The 22,570-nt window shown below is 74.4% G+C and carries 17 protein-coding genes and 2 pseudogenes; 9 read left to right on the forward strand and 10 right to left on the reverse strand.

Features of this window, described 5'->3' with window-relative positions; translation table 11 throughout:
• Window positions 1-109 precede the first annotated feature (109 nt).
• From Sru02f_RS14615 to Sru02f_RS14625, 3 genes and pseudogenes are all read left to right on the forward strand, one after another.
• Window positions 110-394, forward strand: coding sequence for an SHOCT domain-containing protein (locus Sru02f_RS14615; RefSeq protein WP_109030455.1), 285 nt, complete (start codon window positions 110-112; stop codon window positions 392-394).
• Window positions 391-1,140 carry an ABC transporter ATP-binding protein gene (locus tag Sru02f_RS14620; RefSeq protein WP_109030456.1) on the forward strand — a complete coding sequence of 250 codons (750 nt, stop codon included), beginning with the start codon at window positions 391-393 and terminating at the stop codon, window positions 1,138-1,140. Before Sru02f_RS14615 ends, Sru02f_RS14620 begins: the two co-directional genes overlap by 4 nt.
• Window positions 1,137-3,715: pseudogene (locus Sru02f_RS14625) on the forward strand (FtsX-like permease family protein). Before Sru02f_RS14620 ends, Sru02f_RS14625 begins: the two are co-directional and overlap by 4 nt.
• 224 nt (window positions 3,716-3,939) lie before the next feature.
• Here the strand turns inward: Sru02f_RS14625 and Sru02f_RS14630 are convergent.
• Window positions 3,940-4,488: an ATP-binding protein gene (locus Sru02f_RS14630; RefSeq protein ID WP_174855022.1), complete on the reverse strand. Its 549-nt coding sequence runs from the start codon at window positions 4,486-4,488 to the stop codon at window positions 3,940-3,942.
• A gap of 185 nt (window positions 4,489-4,673) precedes the next feature.
• Window positions 4,674-4,997 (reverse strand): hypothetical protein, encoded by a 324-nt coding sequence (locus tag Sru02f_RS14635; RefSeq protein ID WP_109030457.1) that lies wholly within the window; start codon window positions 4,995-4,997, stop codon window positions 4,674-4,676.
• A 277-nt stretch (window positions 4,998-5,274) separates the two neighbouring features.
• On the opposite strand from Sru02f_RS14635, the gene Sru02f_RS14640 reads away from it, so the two are divergent.
• Complete coding sequence (locus tag Sru02f_RS14640) at window positions 5,275-6,405, forward strand: PLP-dependent cysteine synthase family protein (protein ID WP_109030458.1); 1,131 nt, start codon at window positions 5,275-5,277, stop codon at window positions 6,403-6,405.
• A gap of 27 nt (window positions 6,406-6,432) precedes the next feature.
• On the opposite strand, the gene Sru02f_RS14645 is transcribed toward Sru02f_RS14640, so the two are convergent.
• Window positions 6,433-6,906, reverse strand: coding sequence for an SRPBCC family protein (locus Sru02f_RS14645; protein ID WP_109030459.1), 474 nt, complete (start codon window positions 6,904-6,906; stop codon window positions 6,433-6,435).
• A 132-nt stretch (window positions 6,907-7,038) separates the two neighbouring features.
• A complete protein-coding gene (locus Sru02f_RS14650) occupies window positions 7,039-7,863 on the reverse strand; it encodes a DeoR/GlpR family DNA-binding transcription regulator (RefSeq protein ID WP_003977803.1) in 825 nt (274 codons plus the stop codon).
• A gap of 257 nt (window positions 7,864-8,120) precedes the next feature.
• Here Sru02f_RS14650 and Sru02f_RS14655 point away from each other — a divergent pair, with 257 nt between their 5' ends.
• Complete coding sequence (locus Sru02f_RS14655; RefSeq protein ID WP_109030460.1) at window positions 8,121-10,478, forward strand: hypothetical protein; 2,358 nt, start codon at window positions 8,121-8,123, stop codon at window positions 10,476-10,478.
• Between the two features lie 50 nt (window positions 10,479-10,528).
• Here the strand turns inward: Sru02f_RS14655 and Sru02f_RS14660 are convergent, their stop codons facing one another.
• From Sru02f_RS14660 to Sru02f_RS14675, 4 genes are all read right to left on the reverse strand, one after another.
• Window positions 10,529-12,967, reverse strand: coding sequence for a right-handed parallel beta-helix repeat-containing protein (locus tag Sru02f_RS14660; RefSeq protein ID WP_174855023.1), 2,439 nt, complete (start codon window positions 12,965-12,967; stop codon window positions 10,529-10,531).
• Window positions 12,968-13,075: 108 nt separating this feature from the next.
• Window positions 13,076-13,684, reverse strand: a complete 609-nt coding sequence (locus Sru02f_RS14665; RefSeq protein ID WP_109031418.1) for an Rv1733c family protein — start codon at window positions 13,682-13,684, stop codon at window positions 13,076-13,078.
• Window positions 13,685-13,926: 242 nt separating this feature from the next.
• The gene (locus Sru02f_RS14670) at window positions 13,927-14,754 is read right to left on the reverse strand and encodes an MOSC domain-containing protein (protein ID WP_109030462.1); all 828 of its coding nucleotides are present in this window, start codon (window positions 14,752-14,754) and stop codon (window positions 13,927-13,929) included.
• A gap of 42 nt (window positions 14,755-14,796) precedes the next feature.
• Window positions 14,797-15,240 (reverse strand): DUF6643 family protein, encoded by a 444-nt coding sequence (locus Sru02f_RS14675; protein WP_003977808.1) that lies wholly within the window; start codon window positions 15,238-15,240, stop codon window positions 14,797-14,799.
• 295 nt (window positions 15,241-15,535) lie between these two features.
• On the opposite strand from Sru02f_RS14675, the pseudogene Sru02f_RS14680 reads away from it, so the two are divergent.
• Window positions 15,536-16,859, forward strand: a pseudogene (locus Sru02f_RS14680) (TerD family protein).
• Between the two features lie 19 nt (window positions 16,860-16,878).
• Here Sru02f_RS14680 and Sru02f_RS14685 read toward each other — a convergent pair.
• Window positions 16,879-18,123 carry a glycosyltransferase gene (locus Sru02f_RS14685; RefSeq protein WP_373103460.1) on the reverse strand — a complete coding sequence of 415 codons (1,245 nt, stop codon included), beginning with the start codon at window positions 18,121-18,123 and terminating at the stop codon, window positions 16,879-16,881.
• 39 nt (window positions 18,124-18,162) lie between these two features.
• On the opposite strand from Sru02f_RS14685, the gene Sru02f_RS14690 reads away from it, so the two are divergent.
• Both Sru02f_RS14690 and Sru02f_RS14695 read left to right on the forward strand, forming a co-directional pair.
• The gene (locus Sru02f_RS14690) at window positions 18,163-18,948 is read left to right on the forward strand and encodes a glutamate racemase (protein ID WP_174855024.1); all 786 of its coding nucleotides are present in this window, start codon (window positions 18,163-18,165) and stop codon (window positions 18,946-18,948) included.
• Between the two features lie 77 nt (window positions 18,949-19,025).
• Window positions 19,026-19,568 carry a hypothetical protein gene (locus tag Sru02f_RS14695; RefSeq protein ID WP_109030466.1) on the forward strand — a complete coding sequence of 181 codons (543 nt, stop codon included), beginning with the start codon at window positions 19,026-19,028 and terminating at the stop codon, window positions 19,566-19,568.
• Between the two features lie 56 nt (window positions 19,569-19,624).
• Here the strand turns inward: Sru02f_RS14695 and Sru02f_RS14700 are convergent, their stop codons facing one another.
• Window positions 19,625-20,638 carry an O-antigen ligase family protein gene (locus Sru02f_RS14700; protein WP_167469371.1) on the reverse strand — a complete coding sequence of 338 codons (1,014 nt, stop codon included), beginning with the start codon at window positions 20,636-20,638 and terminating at the stop codon, window positions 19,625-19,627.
• Window positions 20,639-20,929: 291 nt separating this feature from the next.
• On the opposite strand from Sru02f_RS14700, the gene lnt reads away from it, so the two are divergent.
• On the forward strand, window positions 20,930-22,543 hold the full coding sequence (lnt, locus tag Sru02f_RS14705) for an apolipoprotein N-acyltransferase (protein ID WP_109030469.1): 1,614 nt from the start codon (window positions 20,930-20,932) through the stop codon (window positions 22,541-22,543).
• Window positions 22,544-22,570: the final 27 nt, after the last annotated feature.

Below are 22,570 nucleotides of genomic sequence, written 5' to 3' on the forward strand. Positions count from 1 at the left end.
TCCCCACGACGTACGCCCACTGCCGCTGGCCGTACGACGACCGGGACCCCCTCCCGGGGCGAGGCTCGGAAGCGACACGAGGGACATCGCGACCGAGGAGTTGGACGACATGGAGACCCTGGCACAGTTCGGCGACGGCGGGCCCGGCCCGTGGATCCTGCTCTTCCCGGTGATCTGGGCACTGGTCATCGGCGGCGGCATCACCCTGCTGCGCCGCACGGTGTGGCGCGGGCGCCGCGGACCCGGACGGCCCGGCGCCGTCGAGCACAACTCGCCCATCACGGTGCTCGGCCACCGCTTCGCCTCCGGCGAGATCGACGAGGACGAGTACTGGCGCCGGCTGTCCGTGCTGGACGAGCAGTTCGGCCGGACGGGCAAGGGCGGTGCGGCATGACCACGACGACCGTCATCCGGGCCGCCGCCCGGGTCGTGGACGCCGTGAAGGTGTACGGCGGTGGCGACACCGCCGTACGCGCTCTCGACGGCGTCAGCGTCGACTTCCCGGCCGGCCGTTTCACCGCCATCATGGGCCCCTCCGGCTCCGGCAAGTCCACCCTCATGCACTGCGCCGCCGGACTCGACACGCTCACCTCGGGCACCGCCCGCATCGGCGACACCGACCTGAGCGCCCTCGACGACCGCCGGCTCACCCAGCTGCGCCGCGACCGCGTCGGCTTCGTGTTCCAGGCGTTCAACCTGGTGCCGACGCTGACCGTCGCCGAGAACATCTCCCTCCCCCTCGACCTCGCCGGCCGCCGGGGCGACCCCGAGTGGGTCGACGCGCTGATCGACGTCGTCGGACTGCGCGACCGCCTCCACCACCGGCCGGCCGAACTCTCCGGCGGGCAGCAGCAGCGGGTCGCCGTGGCCCGCGCCTTCGCCGGACGGCCGGACGTGGTCTTCGCCGACGAGCCCACCGGCAACCTCGACTCGCGCTCCGGCGGCGAGGTGCTGGGCCTGCTCGGCCGCACCGTCCGGCAGACCGGCCGCACCGTCGTCATGGTCACCCACGACCCCGTCGCCGCCGCCCACGCGGACGAGGTCGTCTTCCTCGCCGACGGACGCCTCGTCGACCGCATGGACGCGCCGACCGCCGACAAGGTCCTGGACCGGATGAAAGCCTTCGAGGTGCCGTCGTGAACGCCCCCGCCCCCGTCCCCGTCCCCGTCCGTCTGAGCGTGTCGTCGCTCAGGGCCCACAAGCGCCGCTTCGCCGGGACGTTCCTCGCCGTGGTCCTCGGCGTCGCCTTCCTGACCGGCACCCTGGTCATGGGCGACACGCTCCGCGCGAGCTTCGACACCATGTTCGGCAACGCCGCCGGCGGCACCGACGCCGTGGTGCGCAGCGCCGACGCCATCACCACACCGGGCGAGAGCCAGGGCGTACGGCAGCCGGTCGGCACCGACCTGGTGCGGACCGTCGAGCGGGTGCCCGGCGTCGCGGCCGCCGCCCCCAGCATCCAGGGCGCCGGCCAGCTCGTCGGCGCGAACGGCGATCCGATCGGCGGCCAGGGACCGCCCACCCTGGCCGGCAACTGGATCACCGACCCGGAGCTCAACCCGTACCGCCTCGCCGAGGGCCACGCCCCGCGGAAGTCCGGCGAGGTCGTCGTCAACCGGGGCGCCGCCGAGAAGGGTGGCCTGGCGATCGGCGACACCACCACGCTGCGCACGCCCGACCCCGTCGAGGTCACCGTCGTGGGTCTCGCGACCTTCGGCGGCGAGGACGGCATGGCCCAGGTGACCTTCACCGGCATGACCCGGGCCGACGCGGAGAAGTACCTCACCGCACGGCCGGGCGAGGCGGCGAGCATCCAGGTGCGGGCCGGCCCGGGCATCGGCCAGCGGGAACTCGTCGACCGGCTCACCCCCGTACTGCCCGACGGCGTCGAGGCCATCACGGGGCAGGAGTCGGCGGCGGAGAACACCGACATGATCTCCAGCCAGTTCCTGACCCTGTTCACGACCTTCCTGCTCGTCTTCTCCGGCATCGCCCTGCTGGTCGCGACCTTCTCGATCCACAACACCTTCGCCATCGTGGTCGCCCAGCGCACCCGCGAGAACGCCCTGCTGCGCGCCCTCGGCGCCTCCCGCCGCCAGGTCACCGCCGCCACCCTGGTCGAGGCGGCCGTCGTGGCCGTGACCGCGTCCGCCGCCGGGCTCGCGGGCGGCATCGGCATCGCGGCCGGACGCAGGCCCTCTTTCCGGCGATCGGCTTCCCCTTCCCCGAAGGTGCCCTGGTGATCAGCGCGCTGTCGCTGCTGCTCCCGCTCGCCGTCGGCGTCGTGGTCTGCCTCGGCTCCGCCCTGCTGCCCGCGGCCCGGGCCGGCCGCACCGCACCCCTGGCCGCGCTGCGCGAGACGGCCGTCGACACCTCCGGCGCCTCCCGCGCGCGGGCGTTCACCGGCACGGCGCTGCTCGCGCTCGCCCTCGCGGTGACACTCGTCGGAGTCCTGCTCTCGCCGTCCGTGTGGTCGGCGGGACTGGGCGCCGTCCTCACCCTGGCCGCCTTCGTGGTGCTCGGCCCGGTCGCCTCCGCCACCGCCGTACGCGTCCTCGGAGCCCCGCTGGACCGGCTGCGCGGCGTCACCGGCGTCCTCGCCCGGCGCAACGCCCTGCGCAGCCCCAGGCGCACGGCGGCCACCGCCGGGGCACTGATGATCGGCGTGGCGGTCGTGTCGCTGTTCACCGTGTTCGGGGCCTCGCTCAAGGCGACCATGGACCAGACCGTCTCCCGGTCCTTCGCGGGCGACGTCGCCGTCAGCGCGCCGTCCTTCGGCGCGGGCGGCAGCGGCCTCAGCCCGCGGCTGGCGGGCGCGGTCCAGGAGCTGCCCGAGGTGGACACCGCCGTCGGCCTCGGCCGGGGCGTCGCGGAAGTGGACGGCGAGGGAGGGGCGTTGACCGTCACCGACCCGGCCGCCCTGAACCGCACCTTCGACCTGGGCGCCGTCCACGGCTCACTGGACGACCTCGGCACCGACGGCATCGCGGTCACCGAGAGCGAGGCGGGCGAGCGGGGGCTGACCACCGGCGACACCACGCGGCTCACCTTCACCGACGGACGCAGCGGGACCTTCACCGTCCGCGCGGTCTACGGCCAGTCCGAACTCGCCGGCGACTACGTCATCACCCGCGCGGCCTGGGCCCCGCACCGCACCCAGGACTCCGACACACTGGTCGCCGTCGCCTTCGAGGACGGCGTGAGCGCGGACGCGGGCAAGGCGGCGGTAGAGAAGGTCGCCGCCCAGTACGGCAACCCGGAGGTGCAGACCCGTGACGAGTACGCCGAGTCCTCGGCGGGCGGCATCGACATGATGCTCACCCTCGTCTACGCGCTGCTCGCCCTCGCGGTGCTCATCGCCCTGCTCGGCATCGCCAACACCCTCACCCTGGCGGTCCACGAGCGCACCCGGGAACTCGGCCTGCTGCGCGCCGTCGGGCAGACCCGGGCCCAGCTGCGGGCCATGGTCCGCTGGGAGTCCGTCCTGGTCGCCGCCTTCGGCACGGTCGGCGGGCTCGGCCTCGGCGCCTTCCTCGGCTGGGTCCTCGTGGCGGCCTCCGACGGCGCCTCGGACAGCGCCTTCGCCTTCGCCGTGCCGCCCGCGCAGCTCGCGGTGGTGGCGCTGGTCGGCCTCGGGGCCGGTGCCCTGGCCGGTTTGCGCCCGGCCCGGCGGGCGTCCCGCCTGGACGTACTGCGCGCCGTCGCCACGGAGTAGCCCGCGCCCGCCCGGCGGACCCCGGGCGAACCCGGCCGCCGGTGCGGCACCCGCCCCGCCGCGTGCCACCGCTCGTCCCCGCACCGCGTCCCCGGCTAAGCCGACGCACCGTCAGGGCTGGCACGGGCCCCGCCGGTTGCCGACCGCCCAAGCCGCCAACCCGGGCTCCGGGCGGCGCCGGAACCGGCGCACACGGTCCGCGGTGGCGGACGGTCACCGCCCGGTCAGCCTGCAACGGCCGACCGGGCGGGAGCGGGTTGGGGGCTGCCGAGGCCGACCTCGCGCTCGACCTCCGCGAACGCGGCGGCCGGCACCTCCTCGACCAGACGGCGCGGCGGACGGGCCGACACGGGTCGCGCGGGGACCGGCGCGGCGGTCACGGCCGTCGGGAGCGTGAACCAGACGACCTTGCCGGACTCGCCGTCCGGCCGGGCACCCCAGCTCTCGCTCATCGCGGCCACCATGGCGAGCCCGCGCCCACACGTGGCGAGGGGCTCGGCGTCGTCCACGACGGGCAGTCGCGCATCGTGGTCGCGCACCGAGACCGTCAGCCGGTCCAGGAGCAGTTCTATCTCCACGGTGCACGTCTTGTCGGGCCGCGCATGCAGGTGGACATTGGTCAGCAACTCCGTCACGCCGAGCACCGCACGGTCGATCAGGAGATCCATATGCCAGTAGCGCAATTGCGCAGATACGATTCTGCGGACCTGGCCGATCCGCGACGGCAGGGCTTGGAGCTCCACCGTGCAGTGTCTGCTTGGGTGAGTGATCACGGCTGCGACTCCCCGACATAGAGGTCCGGAAGAACACGGAGTTCGGATCCAGCGAGCCGCACGTGGCGCACGTCGCCCGCTGTCGTGGCCGGCGGGCTGGTTCGCAGCGTTATCGCCGGTAAACCCAGAGTGACGTGAGACCAGCGTGACGCAAGGGGTGAGGCACCGCAAGTTACGGACATCTCTCAGGCGCGGCGTCCGGCCGCCCTGCGCACCGCCTCGATGAAGCGGCGGGCCGCGGGAGGCCCCGGTTCCCCGGGTGCCGGGTCGCGCTCGCCCAGGGTCAGCAGGTACCGCTTCCCGTCCAGGTCGGCCAGCGCCCGGTCCTGCGGGGCGAACCACGGGCGGGAGACGCGCACCGCCTGCACCGGCGCGCTGTCTATCTCACTGCCGTAGCTGGTCAGCAATTCCACCCGGCCACCGCTGATCCGGACCGTCCCGGCCCGGGTGAGCGAACGCAGCCGTTTGCCGATCCGCACCCCCGTGGCCCTGAACTCCGGCTCCGCCATGGCCGTCGCCCCCTCGTGCGCGTCGGTTCCGCCGCTGGCAGTCTGCCCGCACCACGCTCCGAGCACCAGTACGCGCCGGTCCTTTCCGGAGGCGACCGGAGCACTCGCGTGAATGCGCCCCCCGTCGCGCCCCCGCCGCGTCGACCGTCGTACCCCAGGGGTGCCTTTGAGGCACCCAAAGGGGCGTTTATGCAGGTGAGAAGCGTGTGCAAGGTGTTTATGATCCAGGTGTCGGCCGCGCTGTCCGCCGTCGGCGCGCAGCGTAAGGAGCCTCGAAGTGAGCACTGACCGACAGACCGGCACCGGCACCGGCACCACCCTCGACGTCGACCGCAGTGACGCCTTCTACCGTGCCTGGCTGAAAGAGGCCGTCCGCAAGGTCCAGGCCGACGCGAACCGCTCGGCCGACACCCATTTGCTCCTGTTCCCACTCCCCGAGCACTGGGGCATCGACCTGTACCTGAAGGACGAGTCGACCCACCCGACCGGCAGCCTCAAGCACCGGCTCGCCCGCTCCCTGTTCCTCTACGGCCTGTGCAACGGCTGGATCCGGCCGGACCGCCCGGTCATCGAGGCGTCCAGCGGCTCGACGGCCGTCTCCGAGGCCTACTTCGCCAAGCTGGTCGGCGTCCCCTTCATCGCCGTCATGCCCCGGACGACGAGCACCGAGAAGATCCGGCTGATCGAGTTCCACGGCGGACGGTGCCACTTCGTGGACGACTCCCGGCGGATGTACGAGGAGTCGGCCCGCCTCGCGGCGGAGACCGGCGGCCACTACATGGACCAGTTCACCTACGCCGAGCGCGCCACGGACTGGCGCGGCAACAACAACATCGCCGAGTCGATCTTCCGTCAGCTGCGGCTGGAACGGTATCCCGAGCCGTCCTGGATCGTCGCCACGGCCGGCACCGGCGGCACCTCGGCGACCCTCGCCCGCTACGTCCACTACATGCAGTACGACACCCGCGTCTGCGTCGCCGACCCGGACAACTCCTGCTTCTTCGAGGGCTGGACCACCGGCGACCCCGACGTGGCCTGCGACCGCGGCTCCCGCATCGAGGGCATCGGACGGCCCCGGATGGAACCGAGCTTCGTACCCGGCGCGGTCGACCGCATGATGAAGGTGCCGGACGCGGCCAGCGTCGCGGCCGTCCGGTCCCTGGAGCGGGCCATCGGCCGCAAGGCGGGCGGCTCCACCGGCACCGGACTGTGGAGCGCGTTGAAGATCGTCGCCGAGATGGTGGCCGCGGGGGAGCGGGGCAGCGTCGTGACACTGCTGTGCGATCCGGGGGACCGGTACCTCGACAAGTACTACTCGGACGCCTGGCTCGCCGAACAGGGCCTCGACATCGAGCCGTACACGGCGGCGATCGAGTCCCTGCTGCGCACCGGCAGCCTGCTCGACTGAGCCGGTCGCCGGTCGCCGGTCGCCGGGCTACGGCCGCCGCAGTCGGCGGTCCAGCGACGTGACCGCACTCCGGAACGCCCGCCCCAGCCCCGGACGCGCCCGGTCGAGCACGAAACGGAACGGCGCCGTACCGTCCGCCGCGAACGTCCAGCGCACCCGCGTCCCGGTCCCGGCCGGTGACAGACGCCACTCCTCGAGCATGGCCCGGGCCCCCGGCACGTTGGTGACGTCGACGCGGTAGGCGTACACGTCGGACCGCTCGGCCGCCAGCACCGTCTCCACGAAGCGCGCACCGCCCCTGAGCCGGATCTCGCGCCCCGCGCCCTCACCGATCGGCCGGGCGAACGTCACCGCCGAAAACCACGCGGTCCAGCCCGGCACGTCCTCGGCCAGGGCGCGGAAGACCGCGTCCGGAGCGGCGGCGACCTCACGCGCGAAGACCAGGCGTACCGGCGCCGTCTCGACGAAGTCGAGACCCACCGGACGCAGACGGCGAGCCATGGACACCACCCCCTGGTGCGAAGCCGCGCGCGGCGGACGATCGGCTGGGTGGCGCCACGATAGACCCCGGGCGCGCCGGGTGTCAGCGGGGCGGGCACCCGACGGAGGCCCCGCGCACGGCCGGCGCCGAGGTCAGTCGGCCTCGGGCTCCGGCTCGCCCGCCACGACCAGCCCGAGGTGCTCGGCGACCTCCGCGCGGGCATCCGCCGACAGGCCGGAGTCGGTGACGAGCGTGTCCACCTGCTCCAGCGCGGCGAACGAACTCAGGCCCACGACACCCCACTTGGTGTGGTCCGCGACCACCACGACACGCCGTGCCGACTGCACGAGCCGCCGGTTCGTCTCGGCCTCCGCGAGGTTCGGCGTGGACAGGCCGGCCTCGGCCGATATTCCGTGCACGCCCAGGAACAGCGCGTCGAAGTGGAGCGTCGCGATCGCCTGGTCGGCGACCGGGCCCACCAGCGAGTCGGACGGCGTGCGCACACCGCCGGTGAGCACCACCGTCGCCCCGCCCTGCCGCGCCCCCGACGTACGCTGCGCCACGTGGAACACGTCGGCCACCCGCACCGAGTTGGTGACCACCGTCAGATCCGGCACGTCCACCAGCCGGTGCGCCAGCGCGTACGTCGTCGTACCGCCCGACAGGGCGATCGCGGCGCCCGGCGCGACCAGCTCCGCCGCGGCCCGCGCGATGTCCTCCTTGGCGGTCGGCTCCAGACCCGACTTGGCCTCGAACCCCGGCTCGTGCGTGCTCGCCTCGGCCACCGGGACCGCGCCGCCGTGCACCTTCTCCAGCACACCCTGCCGGGAGAGCGCGTCCAGGTCGCGGCGGACCGTCATGTCCGACACGCCGAGCTTGCGGGTCAGCTCGTTGACCCGGACCCCGCCCCGGCGGCGCACCTCGTCGAGGATCAGGGCGCGCCGCTGCTCCGCGAGGAGGTTCGGATTCTCACTCACGTACGCCCCGGTCCTTTCGCCGCAAACCCGTCCGACACGCCGCCGCACTCGCTCGGATGAGGACTTCTCCCCGCACCCGTGCGCGGATGTCCCATCCTCGCACGCCCCACCGCGGCCCGCGCCACCGCCCGTCCCCGGCACCACCGGCCACACGGATCGGGGAGATTCCGTGCCGAAGGGTGTACGACGTCCGCGAACGGGAGATCCTTGTGCCCGCACGGACAGAGCCGACGGCACGTCACGGGGGAGTGCGGACAGTGGAGAAGGCGCAGGAACGGGCCGGGACGGGCGGGCGCGACGCGAGAAGCGGCACCGCCCTGGAACTCCTGGTCCACGGAGTGGGCGGTACGACACCCACCGAGATGCTGGACGACCCGCGGACCGTGCGGATCACCGGCGACCACGTCGCGGCCGTCTTCCGGCGCACCGAGGACGCCGACGCCGAGTCCCGGCCGGAGGACTACCGGGGCCGGCCGGTCCCCGAGGCCTACGTCTGGTGCAACCTGACCTCCGGCAACGGCACCCGAGCCCTGTGGCTGCTGCTCCTGCCCTTCATGGTGGTCAACATCGCCCACTGGATGCGGCCCGCCGCCCACGGCCGGATCCGCACGGTCCGCCTCTACGGACTGCTGCTGCGGCTCGCGGGCCTCACCCTGACGGTGCTGCTCGTCGCCGCCGCCTGCGAGGTCGCCCTCGACCTCGTGGCCTGGCAGTGCGCGGGCACGCGCGCGTGCGCCGAACGGCACTCCTGGCTGGGCTTCCTGTCACCGGCACTGTCGGAGGGCGGCTGGTGGAGCACGCCCGGCCGCAGGCTCGCCCTCGCGGCCGCGGTGCCCGCCGCCCTGACCGGGCTGCTGTGGTACCTCTCGCTGCGCACCTGGCGGGCGTACGAGTCCCAGCAGCCGATGGACCGCGAGGCCGACGCCGAGGAGGACCCCCGCCGCGCCGCGCTGAGCCGCCCCGGGTTCTGGTACGGACGCCGCCTGGTGGCCCGGCTGCGCGCCGCGCACACCGCCGCCGGTCTGCTGACCGTCGCCGTGGGGGTGGCCGCCCCGGCGGCCCGCTTCGACCGCCGGCCGGGCGGACCCGCACCGCTCGACACGCTCGGATGGGCGCTGCTGGGGGCGATGGCCGCCGGGGCGGTCGCCGTGGCCGCGGTGGTGTGCCGCCGCGGCCGCAGCGAGCGGCTCATCGACCGGACACTCGACGAGCACCTCGTCCGCCGCCTGCCGCTCGCCGCCCTCCTCCTGTTCGTCCTCGCCCTGCTCTACGGCGGCTGGTCCCGCCCGGACTGGACCTCGGACGGCCGGCTGTCCGGGAACACCGCCTTCGGCGGCATCGCCCTGGTACAGGGTCTGCTCGTCGTCGCCCTGGCCGTGGTCGCCCACCTGCTCCACCGCAGCCGCCCCGACGTCCGCGCCGCGATCCGCGGCCTCGGCGGCCCCGCCGTCGCCATGCTGGCCTGCGCGCTGGGCGGCGTGATGTCGGGCGGCGTCGCCCAGCGCGTCGCCGACTGGATGGACGGCACCGGCGTCTCCCTCGACGGCCCGCCCGTCCTGCTGACCTGGCAGGCGTCCGTCATCCCGCCGCTGCTCGTCGTCGTCCTGCTGATGTGCGCCGGGCTCGCCCTGCACACCCTGCGCCTCGCCCGCGCGGAACGGGACGCCGTGGAAGGCGACCACCCGGGCGAGACCGGAGACCCGGGGCGCACCCGGCGCATCGCCCTCAGCCGCGCCATGGCCACCCTCACCGACCGGGCGCCCCTCCTCGTCGCCATCACCTCCACCGCCACCCTGCTCCTCGGCGCCGGAGCCCTGGTGGGCGCCCTGACCACCGGCCGGGTGCCCGGCGAGGCCGCGCGCGGCACGTACGCCGTGGTCCAGGGGGCCGCGCAGACCGCGCAGGATCTGGGGTCCTGGCTGATCGGCCTCGGCTTCATACTGTTCGTCACCTGGGGCAGGCGTGCCTACAAGGACGCCTCCGCGCGGCGCACCATCGGCATCCTGTGGGACGTCGGCACCTTCTGGCCGCGCGCCGCGCACCCCTTCGCACCGCCCTGCTACGCCGAGCGCGCGGTGCCCGACCTGACCTGGCGGATGGCGACCTGGACCCGCGCCACCGGCGGCCGGCTGGTCATCTCCGGGCACTCGCAGGGCAGCGTCCTCGCCGCCGCCGCGTCCTGGCAGCTCGAACCGTCCGCCCGCGGGCGCGTCGCCCTGCTCACCTACGGCTCCCCGCTGGAGCGGCTGTACGGCCGCTGGTTCCCGGCCCACTTCGGTCCCGACGCGCTCGCCTCGCTGCACGAGGAGGTCGACTGCTGGCGCAACCTCTACCGGCGCACCGACCCCATAGGCGGCCCGATGCGGCTGCCGGGCGACGCGGGCCCCGCGGTGGACCGCGCGCCCCTCAGGGACCCGCTGACGTACGGCCGGACCGAACTCCACCCGCTGCCGGCGCCGATCCTCGGCCACTCCGACTACCAGGCCGACCCGGTCTTCGCCGAGGAACGCGGACGGCTGCTGGCCCGGTTGCGCCCGGAGCTGCCGGCGCCGCGCCACACGGAGGGCGCCACCGCCACCGTCCCGGCGGCCGACGGCACGGTGGGGGACTGCTAGTACGGCGGGAGGGCCGCAAGTACCCGGTCCGGCGCCACGCCCCGGCTCCGTTACGGCAGCCCGGGCAGGTCCTCGGGGTACAGCAGCGTCAGGTCGTCCGTGCTGGGGTCGGCCAGCTGGGCGACCCGGCTCGCGTGCCGCTCCACCATCGCCTCGAAGGTCTGGCGGGCGGTGCGGCCGTTGCCGAAGGCGGGACCCTTGGGGATCTCCGTGAAGTACTTGGTCAGCGCCTCGGACGTGCCCTCCGCCAGCCGGTACTCGTGCTCGTCGGCCTGCTGCTGCACGATCCGCAGCAGCTCCCCGGGGCCGTAGTCCCCGAAGGTGATGGTGCGTGAGAAACGGGACGCCACACCGGGGTTGACGGACAGGAAGCGCTCCATCTCCGCCGTGTACCCGGCGACGATCACGACGACGGACTCCCGCTGGTCCTCCATCAGCTTGACCAGCGTGTCGATGGCCTCCTTGCCGAAGTCCCGGCCCGCGTCCTCGGGGGAGAGCGCGTACGCCTCGTCGATGAACAGCACGCCGCCGTGCGCCCGCTGGAACGCCTCCTGGGTGCGGATCGCCGTGGACCCGATGTGCTCGCCCACCAGGTCCACCCGGGACACCTCGACCAGGTGGCCCTTGTCCAGCACGCCGAGCGAGGCGAGGATCTCGCCGTACAGCCGGGCGACGGTCGTCTTGCCGGTGCCGGGGGAGCCGGTGAACACCAGGTGCCGCTTGACCGACGCGGCCTTCAGGCCCGCCCGCTGCCGGCGCCGGCCCACCTCGATCATGTCGGTCAGCGCCCGTACCTCGCGCTTGACGCTGTCCAGGCCCACCAGGGCGTCCAGTTCGCCCAGGACGGCCTTGGAGGTCCGGGCCGGCTCCGGCGGGGCGGCGGACGCGATCAGGGGCTCCTGCTCGGTGGTGCGCTGGCCAGGGATCGAGCCCAGCAGACCGGGGGACTGGGCCGCCGCCTGCACCACCGGCTCGGGCGCGGCGGGCGCCGTCAGGCCGGTGCTCTCGTCGCCGGTGCAGTCCTCGACGAGCGGCCCGGAGTCGTACGCAGTGTCGGGGCCGCCGTCCGCGAACTCGTAACCGCCGCGCGCGCACCGCTCCGTGCGGCACTTCCGCAGCGTCGTACGACAGCCGTCGATCACGTGGAAGCCGTAGCCGGCGCTGCCGGTCACCCGGCAGTTCAGGAAGCTGCCGCGGCCTCCGGCCGACACGTACACGCCCGCCTCGGACGGCGAGTCGACCGTGCAGCGCTCGATGGTGGGGTCGGCGCCCTTGGTGACGATCACACCGGTGCGATTGCCGTCCAGGGTGCAGTTGTTCAGGGTGCCGCCGCTGCCGTGGTCGCGGAACCAGGCGCCGGTGGCGGCGTCCCGGATGCGGCAGTCGTCGAGCTGCGCGGTGGCGCCGTCGCTCACCGACACGGCGGTGTTGCGCACCTGGGAGAGGTCGCTGTCGACGACGTCCACGCGCGAGCCGCGGTCCAGGACGAACAGCGCGTCCGGCACGTCGTGCACCCGGCAGGAGTCGAGCACCGCGGTGGCGCCGTCACTGACCCAGACCGCCGGGTAGTCGCCGGTGCTGTCGAAGATCTCGCACTGGTTGGCGTCGACCCGTGTGCCCGGGTCCCACACCGACAGGCCGTTGCGCCCGAACTGCCGCACGCTGGTGCGGGTCAGGGTGAGGACCGAGCGGGACCTGAGGTCGACCGCGTTCTCCGGGATGTCGTGGATGCGGCAGTCGGCGAGGGTGAGCACCGCGTCCGTGTCCAGCGTGACACCGTCGCCGGTGGTGCGGTGCACGTCGCAGTCGGTCAGGTGGGCGGTGGCCCGGGCGGTCACCTGCACGCCGCTGCCCCGCACTTCGTAGACCTCGCAGCCCACGGCCTCGAGCGCGGAGCCCTCGCCCGTCGCGGTCAGCCCGGAACCCGCGGCGTGGTGCACCCGGCAGCGTTCGAGGCGGGGATGCGCGCCGGAGCGCACCGCGACGCCCGCCTGGCCGGCCGCGACCACCTCGCACTCCTCGAACACGCCGCCCCCGCCGTCCAGGACGGCGATGCCGACGCCGGCCGGATTGTCGACGGTGCAGCGCCGCACCGTGGGACGCGCGCCGCCGCGCACCTCTATCCCGGAGGCGGAACGCGCGACGACCCTGAGGCCCAGCAGCTCCGGCGTGCCGTCTTCGACCAGGACCGCGGGCGCCGCCGCGTCCTGGCCCTCGACGTGCAGGTCCTGGATCACCGCCGAGGCGCGCACGGTCAGCGGGACGCCGTCGGCCGGCGCGATGCGCACCGAACCCTGGGCGCCCTCGGGCCCGCGCAGGGTCACCGCCCGCTGGACGACGAGGTTCTCCCGGTAGGTCCCGGGGGCGACGGTGAGGACGTCACCGTCGGCCGCGGCCTCCAGGGCGGCGGCGAGCGATGCGTACTCACCCGTGCGGCGCCGCCACCGCGAGGTGCCGGTGTGCGTCACCTGGACCGTGCCCTGTGCCATGGCGTTGCTGTGCCCCCACCTCGTCGTACGCGGGTCGTCGCCGATTCGGTTCGGCCGGTCCACCGTAGCGTGCGCGCAGGTGGTGAGTTGACCGGAGGCGGAAGCCCGTCAACTGCCCGCGCCGGTCCTGCCCCAGTCCGGCCCCGCCCGCTCCCACTCCTGCTCCAGGCGCGCGTACCTGCCGCGGACCAGGCGCCAGACCACTGTGCGCCGGGCGGCCTCCACGAGGGCCGCCACCGCCACCGCGGTGCCCGTCCCGGCGAGCACCGCGTGGGTGGTCGCGGTCTCGGCGTCCAGCGGGCGGGCCGCCTCACGGCCCCGCGCGTCCGTCCACATCGCGAACCGGTCGCCGCCGTCCGGGCGGTCGATGCCCACCAGGACGGGGCCCTCGTGCCGCGAACCGTCCGGCCCGGTCCAGGCGGCGAGGACACGGCTGCGCAACTCCTCGCCGGAGGAGGCGCCCTCCGGGTCGACGGCCAGGGGCGAACGCTCCAGGGCACGGAGCACGGTGGCCGTCACCCGGTGCCGGGACTCGTGCTGCTCGCGCACCGACCGCTGCAGCGAGTTCTGCGCCGCACCGCCGACGAGCACGCCGATCAGGGGCGCCACGGACAGGATCAACAGCAGTGCCGTCAGGGCCACCCAGGCCTCGGCCAGGTCGGTCCCGCGGCGCAGCGGATTGCCCCTCCAGCGCCAGAGACCTCTGACCGCTCGCACGCGCACACCCCCTTAACGCTCCGCTCCGCCTTCCCCGTCGAGCCGTCCCCACTCGGTGGCCCGTCCCGGCCCGGTTCTCATGAACCTCTCACAAAGCCCAACGCGCGGACCCCGGACCGGGTTCCCGTTACCGGGCTGTTTGTCCGAAACCTGAACGCTGAGCTTCGAAGGCTCTGATGGCTGGACCCTGACCCCTGATCTCCGCCCCCTGTCCCCTCCCCGTCCGGGCCGACGGCCGCACGTCACTCGACGATCCGCACCGGGTCGCCGACCCGGACCGTGCCCGGGCCGAGGGGGACCAGGTTCTGCCCGAAGACCAGCTTGCCGTCGACGCGACGGTGCCGGCCGAGGCTGTGCAGGGGCTCGGCGCCGCGGTCCGCGGTGCCCTGGTCGGTGGTCGTCACGACGCACCGCCCGCACGGCTTGGCGACCCGCAGGACGACCTCGCCGACGGCGACGCGGGACCAGCGGTCCTCGGCCCAGGGCTCGGTGCCGGAGACGACCAGGTTCGGCCGGAAGCGGTCCATGGGCAGGGGGCCCTCGTGCGCGTGCTCGCCCCGCGCGATCAGGGAGTTGAGGGCGCCGAGCGAGGCGGTGGTGGTCAGCAGCAGCGGAAAGCCGTCCGCGAAGGAGACCGTCTCGCCCGGCAGCGCGTACGCGGGGTCCACGGGCCTGCGGGTGGCGGGATCGTCCAGGTGCACCAGCCGGACGTCGGCTCCGAGCAGCGCGCTGCACCAGGCGTGCGCGGCCGCGTCCTCGGCCGGGAGCGCCTCGACCTTGTCCCGGAAGATCTGCACCGTCACGGTGCCCGCCGCACGCGGGACCGGCACCGCGAGCGGCGCCATGCCGGGCGCGGACAGCCGTACGCCGCCGCCGGGCAGAAGCTCGGCGGCGGCCAGGGCGAGGCGCGGCTGCCGGCGTTGCGTGACGACCTTTCCCCCGTCGTCGATCAGCATCCAGCGTCGGTCTCCGGCCGGCCCCCAGGGCTCCACGACGGCCTCCTGGAGCGACAGGCTCCGGAACGCCTTGACCGGATGGACGTGGATCGACTGCAGTCGCGCGTACCCCATGAGGTCATCGTGCCAGCCGGCACCGACAACCCGGAGGACGGCTCAGTAGCCGCGGTACTGCTGCTGGTTGTACGGATCCTGGTACGGCGCGGGCGCCGGCCGGGGAGCCGCGGGCCGCATCGCCTCGTACCCCGCGGGACCGGGCGCGCCCGGGCGGGGCTGCTGCGGCTGCTGCGGGCCGGGGTATCCGCGAGGCGCGGTCGCCTGGTGCGGGATGTACGCGGCGGGCGCCTGCTGCAGCGGGGCGGGCTGCGGGGCCTGCTGCGGGTATCCGTAGGAGGGCTGCGAGGGGCCCGCCGGGAGGGCGGGCAGGGCGGACGGCAGCGCGGGCAGATGGCTGCTGCTCGGCATGTCGTACGCGGCGGGAACCCGGATCGGGGCGATCTGCGGTGTGCCCCGTTCGGCCACGAGCGAGTCGTAGATCGGGGTGTCCGGGAAGGAGGCGGAGTAGTAGCCGCCGCCATAAGTGGAGCGGGGGGAGGTCATGGCCATAAGTTAAGCCCACGATGTGCTGGTTGGGGAGACCGATAAGAGGGTTGTTTTCCGTGTCCGCGGTGACCGGGCATCCCCAATGCGAGCGAACTTGGCAAAATAGGGCGTCACGCCACGCGGTTTTGCGGTAAAGGCCGAGTTCCGGACGGGTTACCGGCGGTTGACGGAACCTGGTGCCGGACTCTTCTTCAGGGGCGGGCGGCCCGGAGAATAGGTTGTGCGTCAGTAACTCGACGATTCGCCGGGACAAGACTCGGCTCGGTGACACGTGATGGGGGCGGACATGTCAATGTCGAAAGGATCGAACACCCCGGTGCCGACGACGGCGCTGCGGGTCGAACTGGGCTGGCGATCCGGCCCCGGCGTGCCCGACGCGGACGCCTCCGCCCTCCTGCTGGTGGGCGGCAAGGTCCGTTCCGACGCCGACTTCGTCTTCTACAACCAGCCGTCCCACGCCTCCGGCTCGGTCCGCCACGAGGGCAAGCGGGACGCCGGCGGCCGGGTGACCGACAGCCTGCTCGTCGACCTCACGCGCGTGGAGCCCGCCATCGAGACGGTGATCCTCGCCGCCTCCTCGGACGGCGGAGCGTTCGGGCAGGTCCCCGATCTGTACATCGAGGTGCGCGACACCGCGCGGAACACCGTCGTGGCCCGTTTCGACAGCCCGGGCGCCGGCGTCGAGACCGCCTTCGTGCTCGGCGAGTTCTACCGCCGCCAGGGCGCCTGGAAGTTCCGCGCCGTCGGACAGGGGTACGACAGCGGACTCGAAGGCCTGGCCACGGACTACGGCATCTCGGTGGACGAGCCGCAGCACGCCCCGCCCCCGCCCGCCCAGCCGGCGCCGACGGCCCCGCCGGTCCCGCCCGCCCCCGCGGCCACGACGCCCCCGCCCCCACCGGCGCCTCCCGTGCCTCCCGTGGCACGGCCTAGCCGCCGCGCCCCCGCCGCCCCCGGCGGCGCCCGCCGCCGAGCCGGTCCGGCTGACCAAGGTCACGCTCACCAAGGCCGCGCCCTCCGTCTCGCTCACCAAGCAGGGCGGCACCTCCGGCGCCATGCGCGTCAACCTCAACTGGCAGGTGCGCAAGCAGTTCTCGGGCTGGGCGCGCAAGCTCGGCCGCCCGGTCGCCATGCACGACGACCTCGACCTCGACCTGTGCTGCCTCTACGAACTGAGCGACGGCAGCAAGGGCGTCGTCCAGGCGCTCGGCAACGCCTTCGGGGCGCTGCACCAGCCGCCGTTCATCCACCTCGACGGCGACGACCGCACCGGCGCCGTGTCGACCGGCGAGAACCTCACCATCAGCCTCGACCACCAGCGGTACTTCCGGCGCATCCTCGTCTTCGTGACCATCTACGAGGGCGCCCGCTCCTTCGCCGACCTGCACGCCACGGTCACCCTCCAGCCGCAGTACGGCGCCCCGGTCGACTTCTCGCTCGACGAGTGCACCGTGCCCTCGACGGTGTGCGCCCTCGCACTGATCACCAACACCGGAAACGACCTCGTCGTCCAGCGCGAGGCCCGCTACCTGGTGCCCGACCGCGGGGTGAGCCCGCAGCGGACGGTCGACCACGCCTACGGCTGGGGCATGAACTGGACCCCCGGCCGCAAGTGACCCGCGCCGGGGCGGGTGTTCAGCCCTCCTCGGGCACCGCGTCCGGACGGGCGTAGGTGCGGCCCTTCCAGGCCGCGCCGCGCCCCCGGTAGTGCTGCACCGCCGAGTCGACCGTCATCAGCAGATAGAGGAACGCGGTGAAGGGCAGCATCGGCGCGAGCCACGGGGGCTGCCGGTAGTAGCGCAGCATCGGCAGGTACGTCCCCGCCATCACCAGCCAGGCGGCGGCTCCCAGGGCGGCCGTCGCGCCCCGCCCCGTCGCCGCTCCGACGAGCACCGCCGCGGGCGGCACCAGATACACCAGGGCCAGGCCGAGCACCGTTCCCGTCAGCACCAGGGGGTTGTGCCGCAGTTGCGCGTAGGCGCTGCGCGAGACCATCCGCCACAGGTCGTGCAGCCGCGGATAGGGGCGCACGCTGTCCACCCGGTCGGCCAGGCCCAGCCAGACCCGGCCGCCGGCGCCCTTGACCGCGCGGGCGAGCGCCACGTCGTCGATGACGGCGTGCCGGATGGCGTCCGGGATCCGCGCCCGCTCGGCGGTGTCGGCCCGCAGCAGCACGCAACCGCCCGCCGCGGCCGCCGTGCGCGTCGCCTTCTTCCGCCCGCTGCCGGCGCGGCCGCCACCGATCCACCGGAACGGGTACAGCTGGGCGAAGAAGTAGACGAAGGCCGGGACCACGAGCCGCTCCCAGACACTTTCCACCCGCAGCCGGGCCATCTGGGAGACGACGTCGAAACCTCCGGTGCCGGCCGCGGACACCAAGGCGCGCAGACTGTCCGGAGCGTGCGCGATGTCGGCATCCGTCAGCAGCAGGTACTCGGGCTCACGCGCGCGTGCCAGGCCGATGCCGTGCCGCACCGCCCACAGCTTCCCCGTCCAGCCGGCGGGCGGCTCCCCGGGCGAGGCCACGGTGAGCGGCAGCCCCCCGTGCCGCCGGGCCAGCTCGCACGCCAGCTCACCCGTGCCGTCGGTGCTGCCGTCGTCGATCAGGAAGACCTCGGCCCGTCCCGGATAGTCCTGGGCGAGCAGCGACGGCAGGCTCGCGGGCAGCACCGCCGCCTCGTCGCGCGCCGGGACGACCACGCACACCGAGGGCCAGACGCCGGGCTCCTCAAGGGCCGGGAGTCTGACGTCCGTGCGCCAGAAGAAGCCCCGGGCGAACAGCAGCCACAGCCAGGCGGCGAGGGAGAGGGCTGACACCAAGGTCACGACGGTCACGACGGAAGTCCACGCATCGGCGCTCACGTGCGCAGTCTGCCGCACGGCACCGGCCGGTGGCGGCGCATCGTCTATGGTGGCCGGGTGAAGATCGCGCTCATGGACTCCGGAATCGGCCTGCTGGCGGCCACCGCCGCGGTACGGCGGCTGCGACCGGACGCCGATCTCATCCTCTCCCTGGACCCCGACGGGATGCCCTGGGGCCCGCGGACCCCCCAGGACCTGACCGGGCGTGCCCTCGCCGTGGCCGAGGCCGCCGCGGCGCACCGCCCGGACGCCCTGATCGTCGGCTGCAACACCGCCACCGTGCACGCGCTGCCCGCGCTGCGCGCCCGGCTCGAGCCCGAGGTGCCCGTCATCGGCACCGTGCCGGCGATCAAGCCCGCCGCGGCCGGCGGCGGCCCGGTGGCGATCTGGGCGACGCCGGCCACCACCGGCAGCCCCTACCAGCGGGGCCTGATCGAGGACTTCGCGGGGGACGCGGCGGTCACCGAGGTGCCGTGCCCGGGTCTCGCCGACGCCGTCGAGCACGCGGACGAGACCGCGATCACCGAGGCCGTCGCCGCCGCGGCCGCCCTCACCCCCGACGACGTGACGACCGTCGTCCTGGGCTGCACCCACTACGAACTGGTCGCCGAACGCATCCGCGCCGCCGTGCAGCGCCCCGGCGCCCCGCGGCTCGTCCTGCACGGCTCCGCCGGGGCCGTGGCCGCCCAGGCGCTGCGCCGGATCGGCGCCCGCCCCGACCCCGGGGCCCCCGCGACGGGCACCCTGACCGTGCTGCTGAGCGGACGCGAGGGCACCCTGCCCGCGCCCGCGCTGGCCTACGACGAGGGCCGGCTCCTGCGCGCGGTCACGCCGGCCGGCTGACGGGCCTCCGCCCGGTCGGCCCAGTCACCCTGCGCGACGAGGTACCCGCGCAGCGGAATATGAGTAACCTCATAGCCATGAGGCATCGCCACGGCGAGACCGTCCCCCAGCCCAACGTCTGGACCGGCCGTGCCACCAACCGGGTCCAGTGGTTCCTGGCGCTCATCGGAGCCGCCTGCATGGCGCTCGGCATCGCCCTGGCCGTCGAATCGGCCTGGGAGTCCGGCGTCGCCCCGCTCGCCATGGCCGTCGTCGGCTGCATCGCGGCCGGACTGCTGGTGCTGTTCGGCACGCTCGCGTTCGTGCACGTCGCGCTCAGAGTCGACGAGGACTGCCTCGAAGTGCGCTGCGGCCACATCGGCCTGCCCCGCCGCCGCATCCCCCTCTCCCTCGTCGCGGGTGCCGAGTTCGCGCCGCACGTCACTCCGCGCCACTGGGGCGGCTGGGGCTACCGGTGGCGGCCGGAGATGGGCACGGCCGTCGTCGTACGGCGCGGGGAGGGCCTGATCCTGCGGCTGCTGGACGGCCACACCTTCACGATCACCGTGGACGACGCGGAGGCGGCCGTCCAGGTCATCAAGGACCGGCTGCGGCCGAAGGCACCGGGCCCGGCACACTGAGGTCGGGCGGCCCCGGCCCGCCGAGCCCGCGGCACGACAGGCCGGGCCGCGGTGCCTCAGCGGGGCAGTCGGCCCCTTCGCGGCCTTGCGTCCGCGCCCCGGGCCGGTGACTCCGCCGCGAAGGGACGGGCCGTGGCCAGGCCCGCGAGGAGCCCCGCGCCCAGCGGGACCGCGGTGAAGCTCAGCGCGTTGCCGACGACGGCGATGGCCGCGAGCCCGGTGAGGGCGGCGCCCGCGGTGAGGACGACCGGAGTGGGCCGCGGGGAGCGCCACAACGCGTACAGCAGCCAGCAGAAGGCCGCGGCCAGCAGCGCCACCCCCACCAGCCCCTGTTCGGCCGCCTGCTGCCACACCGCGGAGTGCGGGCGGCCGTCCGGCACCGGCGACCCCGCGGCCGTCGGGCTCGACGCCCCGAACCGTCCCGGTCCGACGCCGAGGGCCGGGTCCCGGCGCAGCAACTCCAGCGCGTCGGCCCACAGCCGGACGCGATGGGAGGTCAGCTGTCCCTCGAGGGCCGAGGCGAGCCCGTCCGGCACGAAGCCGCCCGGCACCGCCCAGATCAGGCCGGTCACCAGACCCGCGCCGAGACCCAGCCCGGCGATCCCCGCCCCGCGGCGGCGCACCCGGCCGGCGACGAGTGAGCACAGCAGCACCACCGCACAGGCCACGCAGCCGGCGACCGAGCCCAGTACGGCCGCGATCACGGCGATCACGGCGGCCAGCAGCCGTAACGCGACCCGCACGGCCGGCGCCCCGCCCGCCCACGCCCCGCAGCACGCGGCGCCCGCCGACAGCGCGAGCAGGGCGGCGGTCGCACCGGTGTGCCCGAGCGGTGCGGTGAGCCGCGGCCCCGGCGCGAGGTGCGGGACGGCGACCGCCAGGACGGCCCCGGCCAGCGCGACGGCACAGGGCGCGCCAACGGGCAGCAGCGCCCCGCCGATCCGCCCCGCCGCGTAACCGGCGGTCACGGCCAGCACCGCGAGCAGCACACCCTCGGGGCGGCCGTCGCGCGCGGCCGCGGTGATCAGCGACCAGGAGGCGCAGGCGGCGAGGATCACCGTCCCCGCCATGTCGACGCCGCCGTGTCTCGGGCCGTCCGCGACCGCACCGGCCGCAGCCGCCGTCCCCCTCGAACCCACCGTGTCCCCCGCCCGCGCCGCCCCCGACCTGACGGGCCCCCGCCGCCCGGCGGAATCGGACCGGCGACCGGGGCTCGGCCACACCGTAACGGCTGGTCGGCGGATTGTGGACCGGTCGGCGCCCGGTTGTGGCGAAACGATGCGGCAGAGGTCGCCCACGGCCCGCCGACGTCCTCGGACCGTCCTGTCCACGGTCAGGTCACCCGCCGTACACTCCGGGGGGTGACAGCCACCGCAACCACCGTCGGCGAGCCGGACCGGACGCAACCGCAGACCACGCCCGCCTCCCGGGCCGTCTCGCGACTCGCGCGCCTCCTCCCGGCCGCCGCCGCGGCGCTCTCCGGAGTGCTCCTCTACATCAGCTTCCCGCCGCGCACCCTGTGGTGGCTGGCGCTGCCCGCGTTCGCCGTCTTCGGCTGGGTGCTGCGCGGCCGCGGCTGGAAGGCGGGCCTCGGCCTCGGTTACCTCTTCGGCCTCGGCTTCCTGATGCCCCTGCTGGTGTGGACCGGCGTGGAGGTCGGCCCGGGCCCCTGGCTCGCGCTGGCCGCGATCGAAGCGCTCTTCGTGGCGGCCGTCGGCGCGGGCGTCGCCGCCGTGTCGAAGCTGCCGGGGTGGCCGGTGTGGGCGGCGGCGGTGTGGATCGCGGGGGAGGCGGCACGCGCGCGTGTGCCCTTCGAGGGCTTCCCCTGGGGCAAGATCGCGTTCGGACAGGCGGACGGCGTGTTCCTGCCGCTCGCCGCGGTCGGCGGCACGCCGGTTCTCGGCTTCGCGGTCGTCCTGTGCGGCTTCGCCCTCCACGAGGCCGTACGCCTGGCCGTCCGGGCCCGCCGCGGCGCCGAGGTGCGGCGCGGTGCCGCGGTGGTGGCACTCCTCGGCGTGGCCGTACCCGTGGTGGGCGCCGTGGCCGCCCGGCCGCTGGTCAGCGACACGGCGGAGGACGGCACCGCGACCGTCGCCGTGATCCAGGGCAACGTGCCGCGCGCCGGACTCGGCTTCAACGCCCAGCGCCGGGCCGTACTCGACTACCACGCGCGCGAGACACAGCGCCTGGCCGACGAGGTGAAGGCGGGCAAGGTGGCCCGCCCCGACTTCGTCCTCTGGCCGGAGAACTCCTCGGACATCGACCCCTTCGCCAACGCCGACGCCCGCCTGGTCATCGACCGGGCCGCCAAGGCGATCGGCGCGCCCATCTCGGTCGGCGGCGTCGTGGAACGCGACGGCAAGCTGCTCAACGAGCAGATCCTGTGGGACCCGGACAAGGGACCCGTCGACACCTACGACAAGCGGCAGATCCAGCCCTTCGGCGAGTACCTGCCGCTGCGCTCGCTCATCGGGGCGATCAACGACGAGTGGACCTCCATGGTGAGCCGGGACTTCAGCAGGGGCACCGAACCCGGCGTGTTCACCATGGCCGGGACCAAGGTGGGCCTGGTGACCTGCTACGAAGCGGCCTTCGACTGGGCCGTGCGCTCCGAGGTCACCGACGGCGCCCAGATGATCTCCGTGCCCAGCAACAACGCGACCTTCGACCGCAGCGAGATGACCTACCAGCAGCTCGCCATGTCCCGGATCCGTGCGGTCGAACACAGCCGGACCGTCACCGTCCCGGTGACCAGCGGCGTCAGCGCGATCATCATGCCGGACGGCCGGATCACCCAGAAGACCGGAATGTTCGTGGCCGACTCCCTGGTCCAGGAGGTGCCCCTGCGCTCCTCCGAGACGCCCGCCACCCGGCTCGGCATCGCACCCGAGATCGCCCTGGTGCTGGTCGCCGCCGGTGGGCTCGGCTGGGCCGTCGGCGCCGGTGTGCGCGGTCGACGCGCCCGCGACGTGTAGCCGTACGCCCGGTGCACGCCCCGTGAC

Source organism: Streptomyces rubrogriseus (assembly GCF_027947575.1).
Lineage (GTDB): Bacteria > Actinomycetota > Actinomycetes > Streptomycetales > Streptomycetaceae > Streptomyces > Streptomyces rubrogriseus.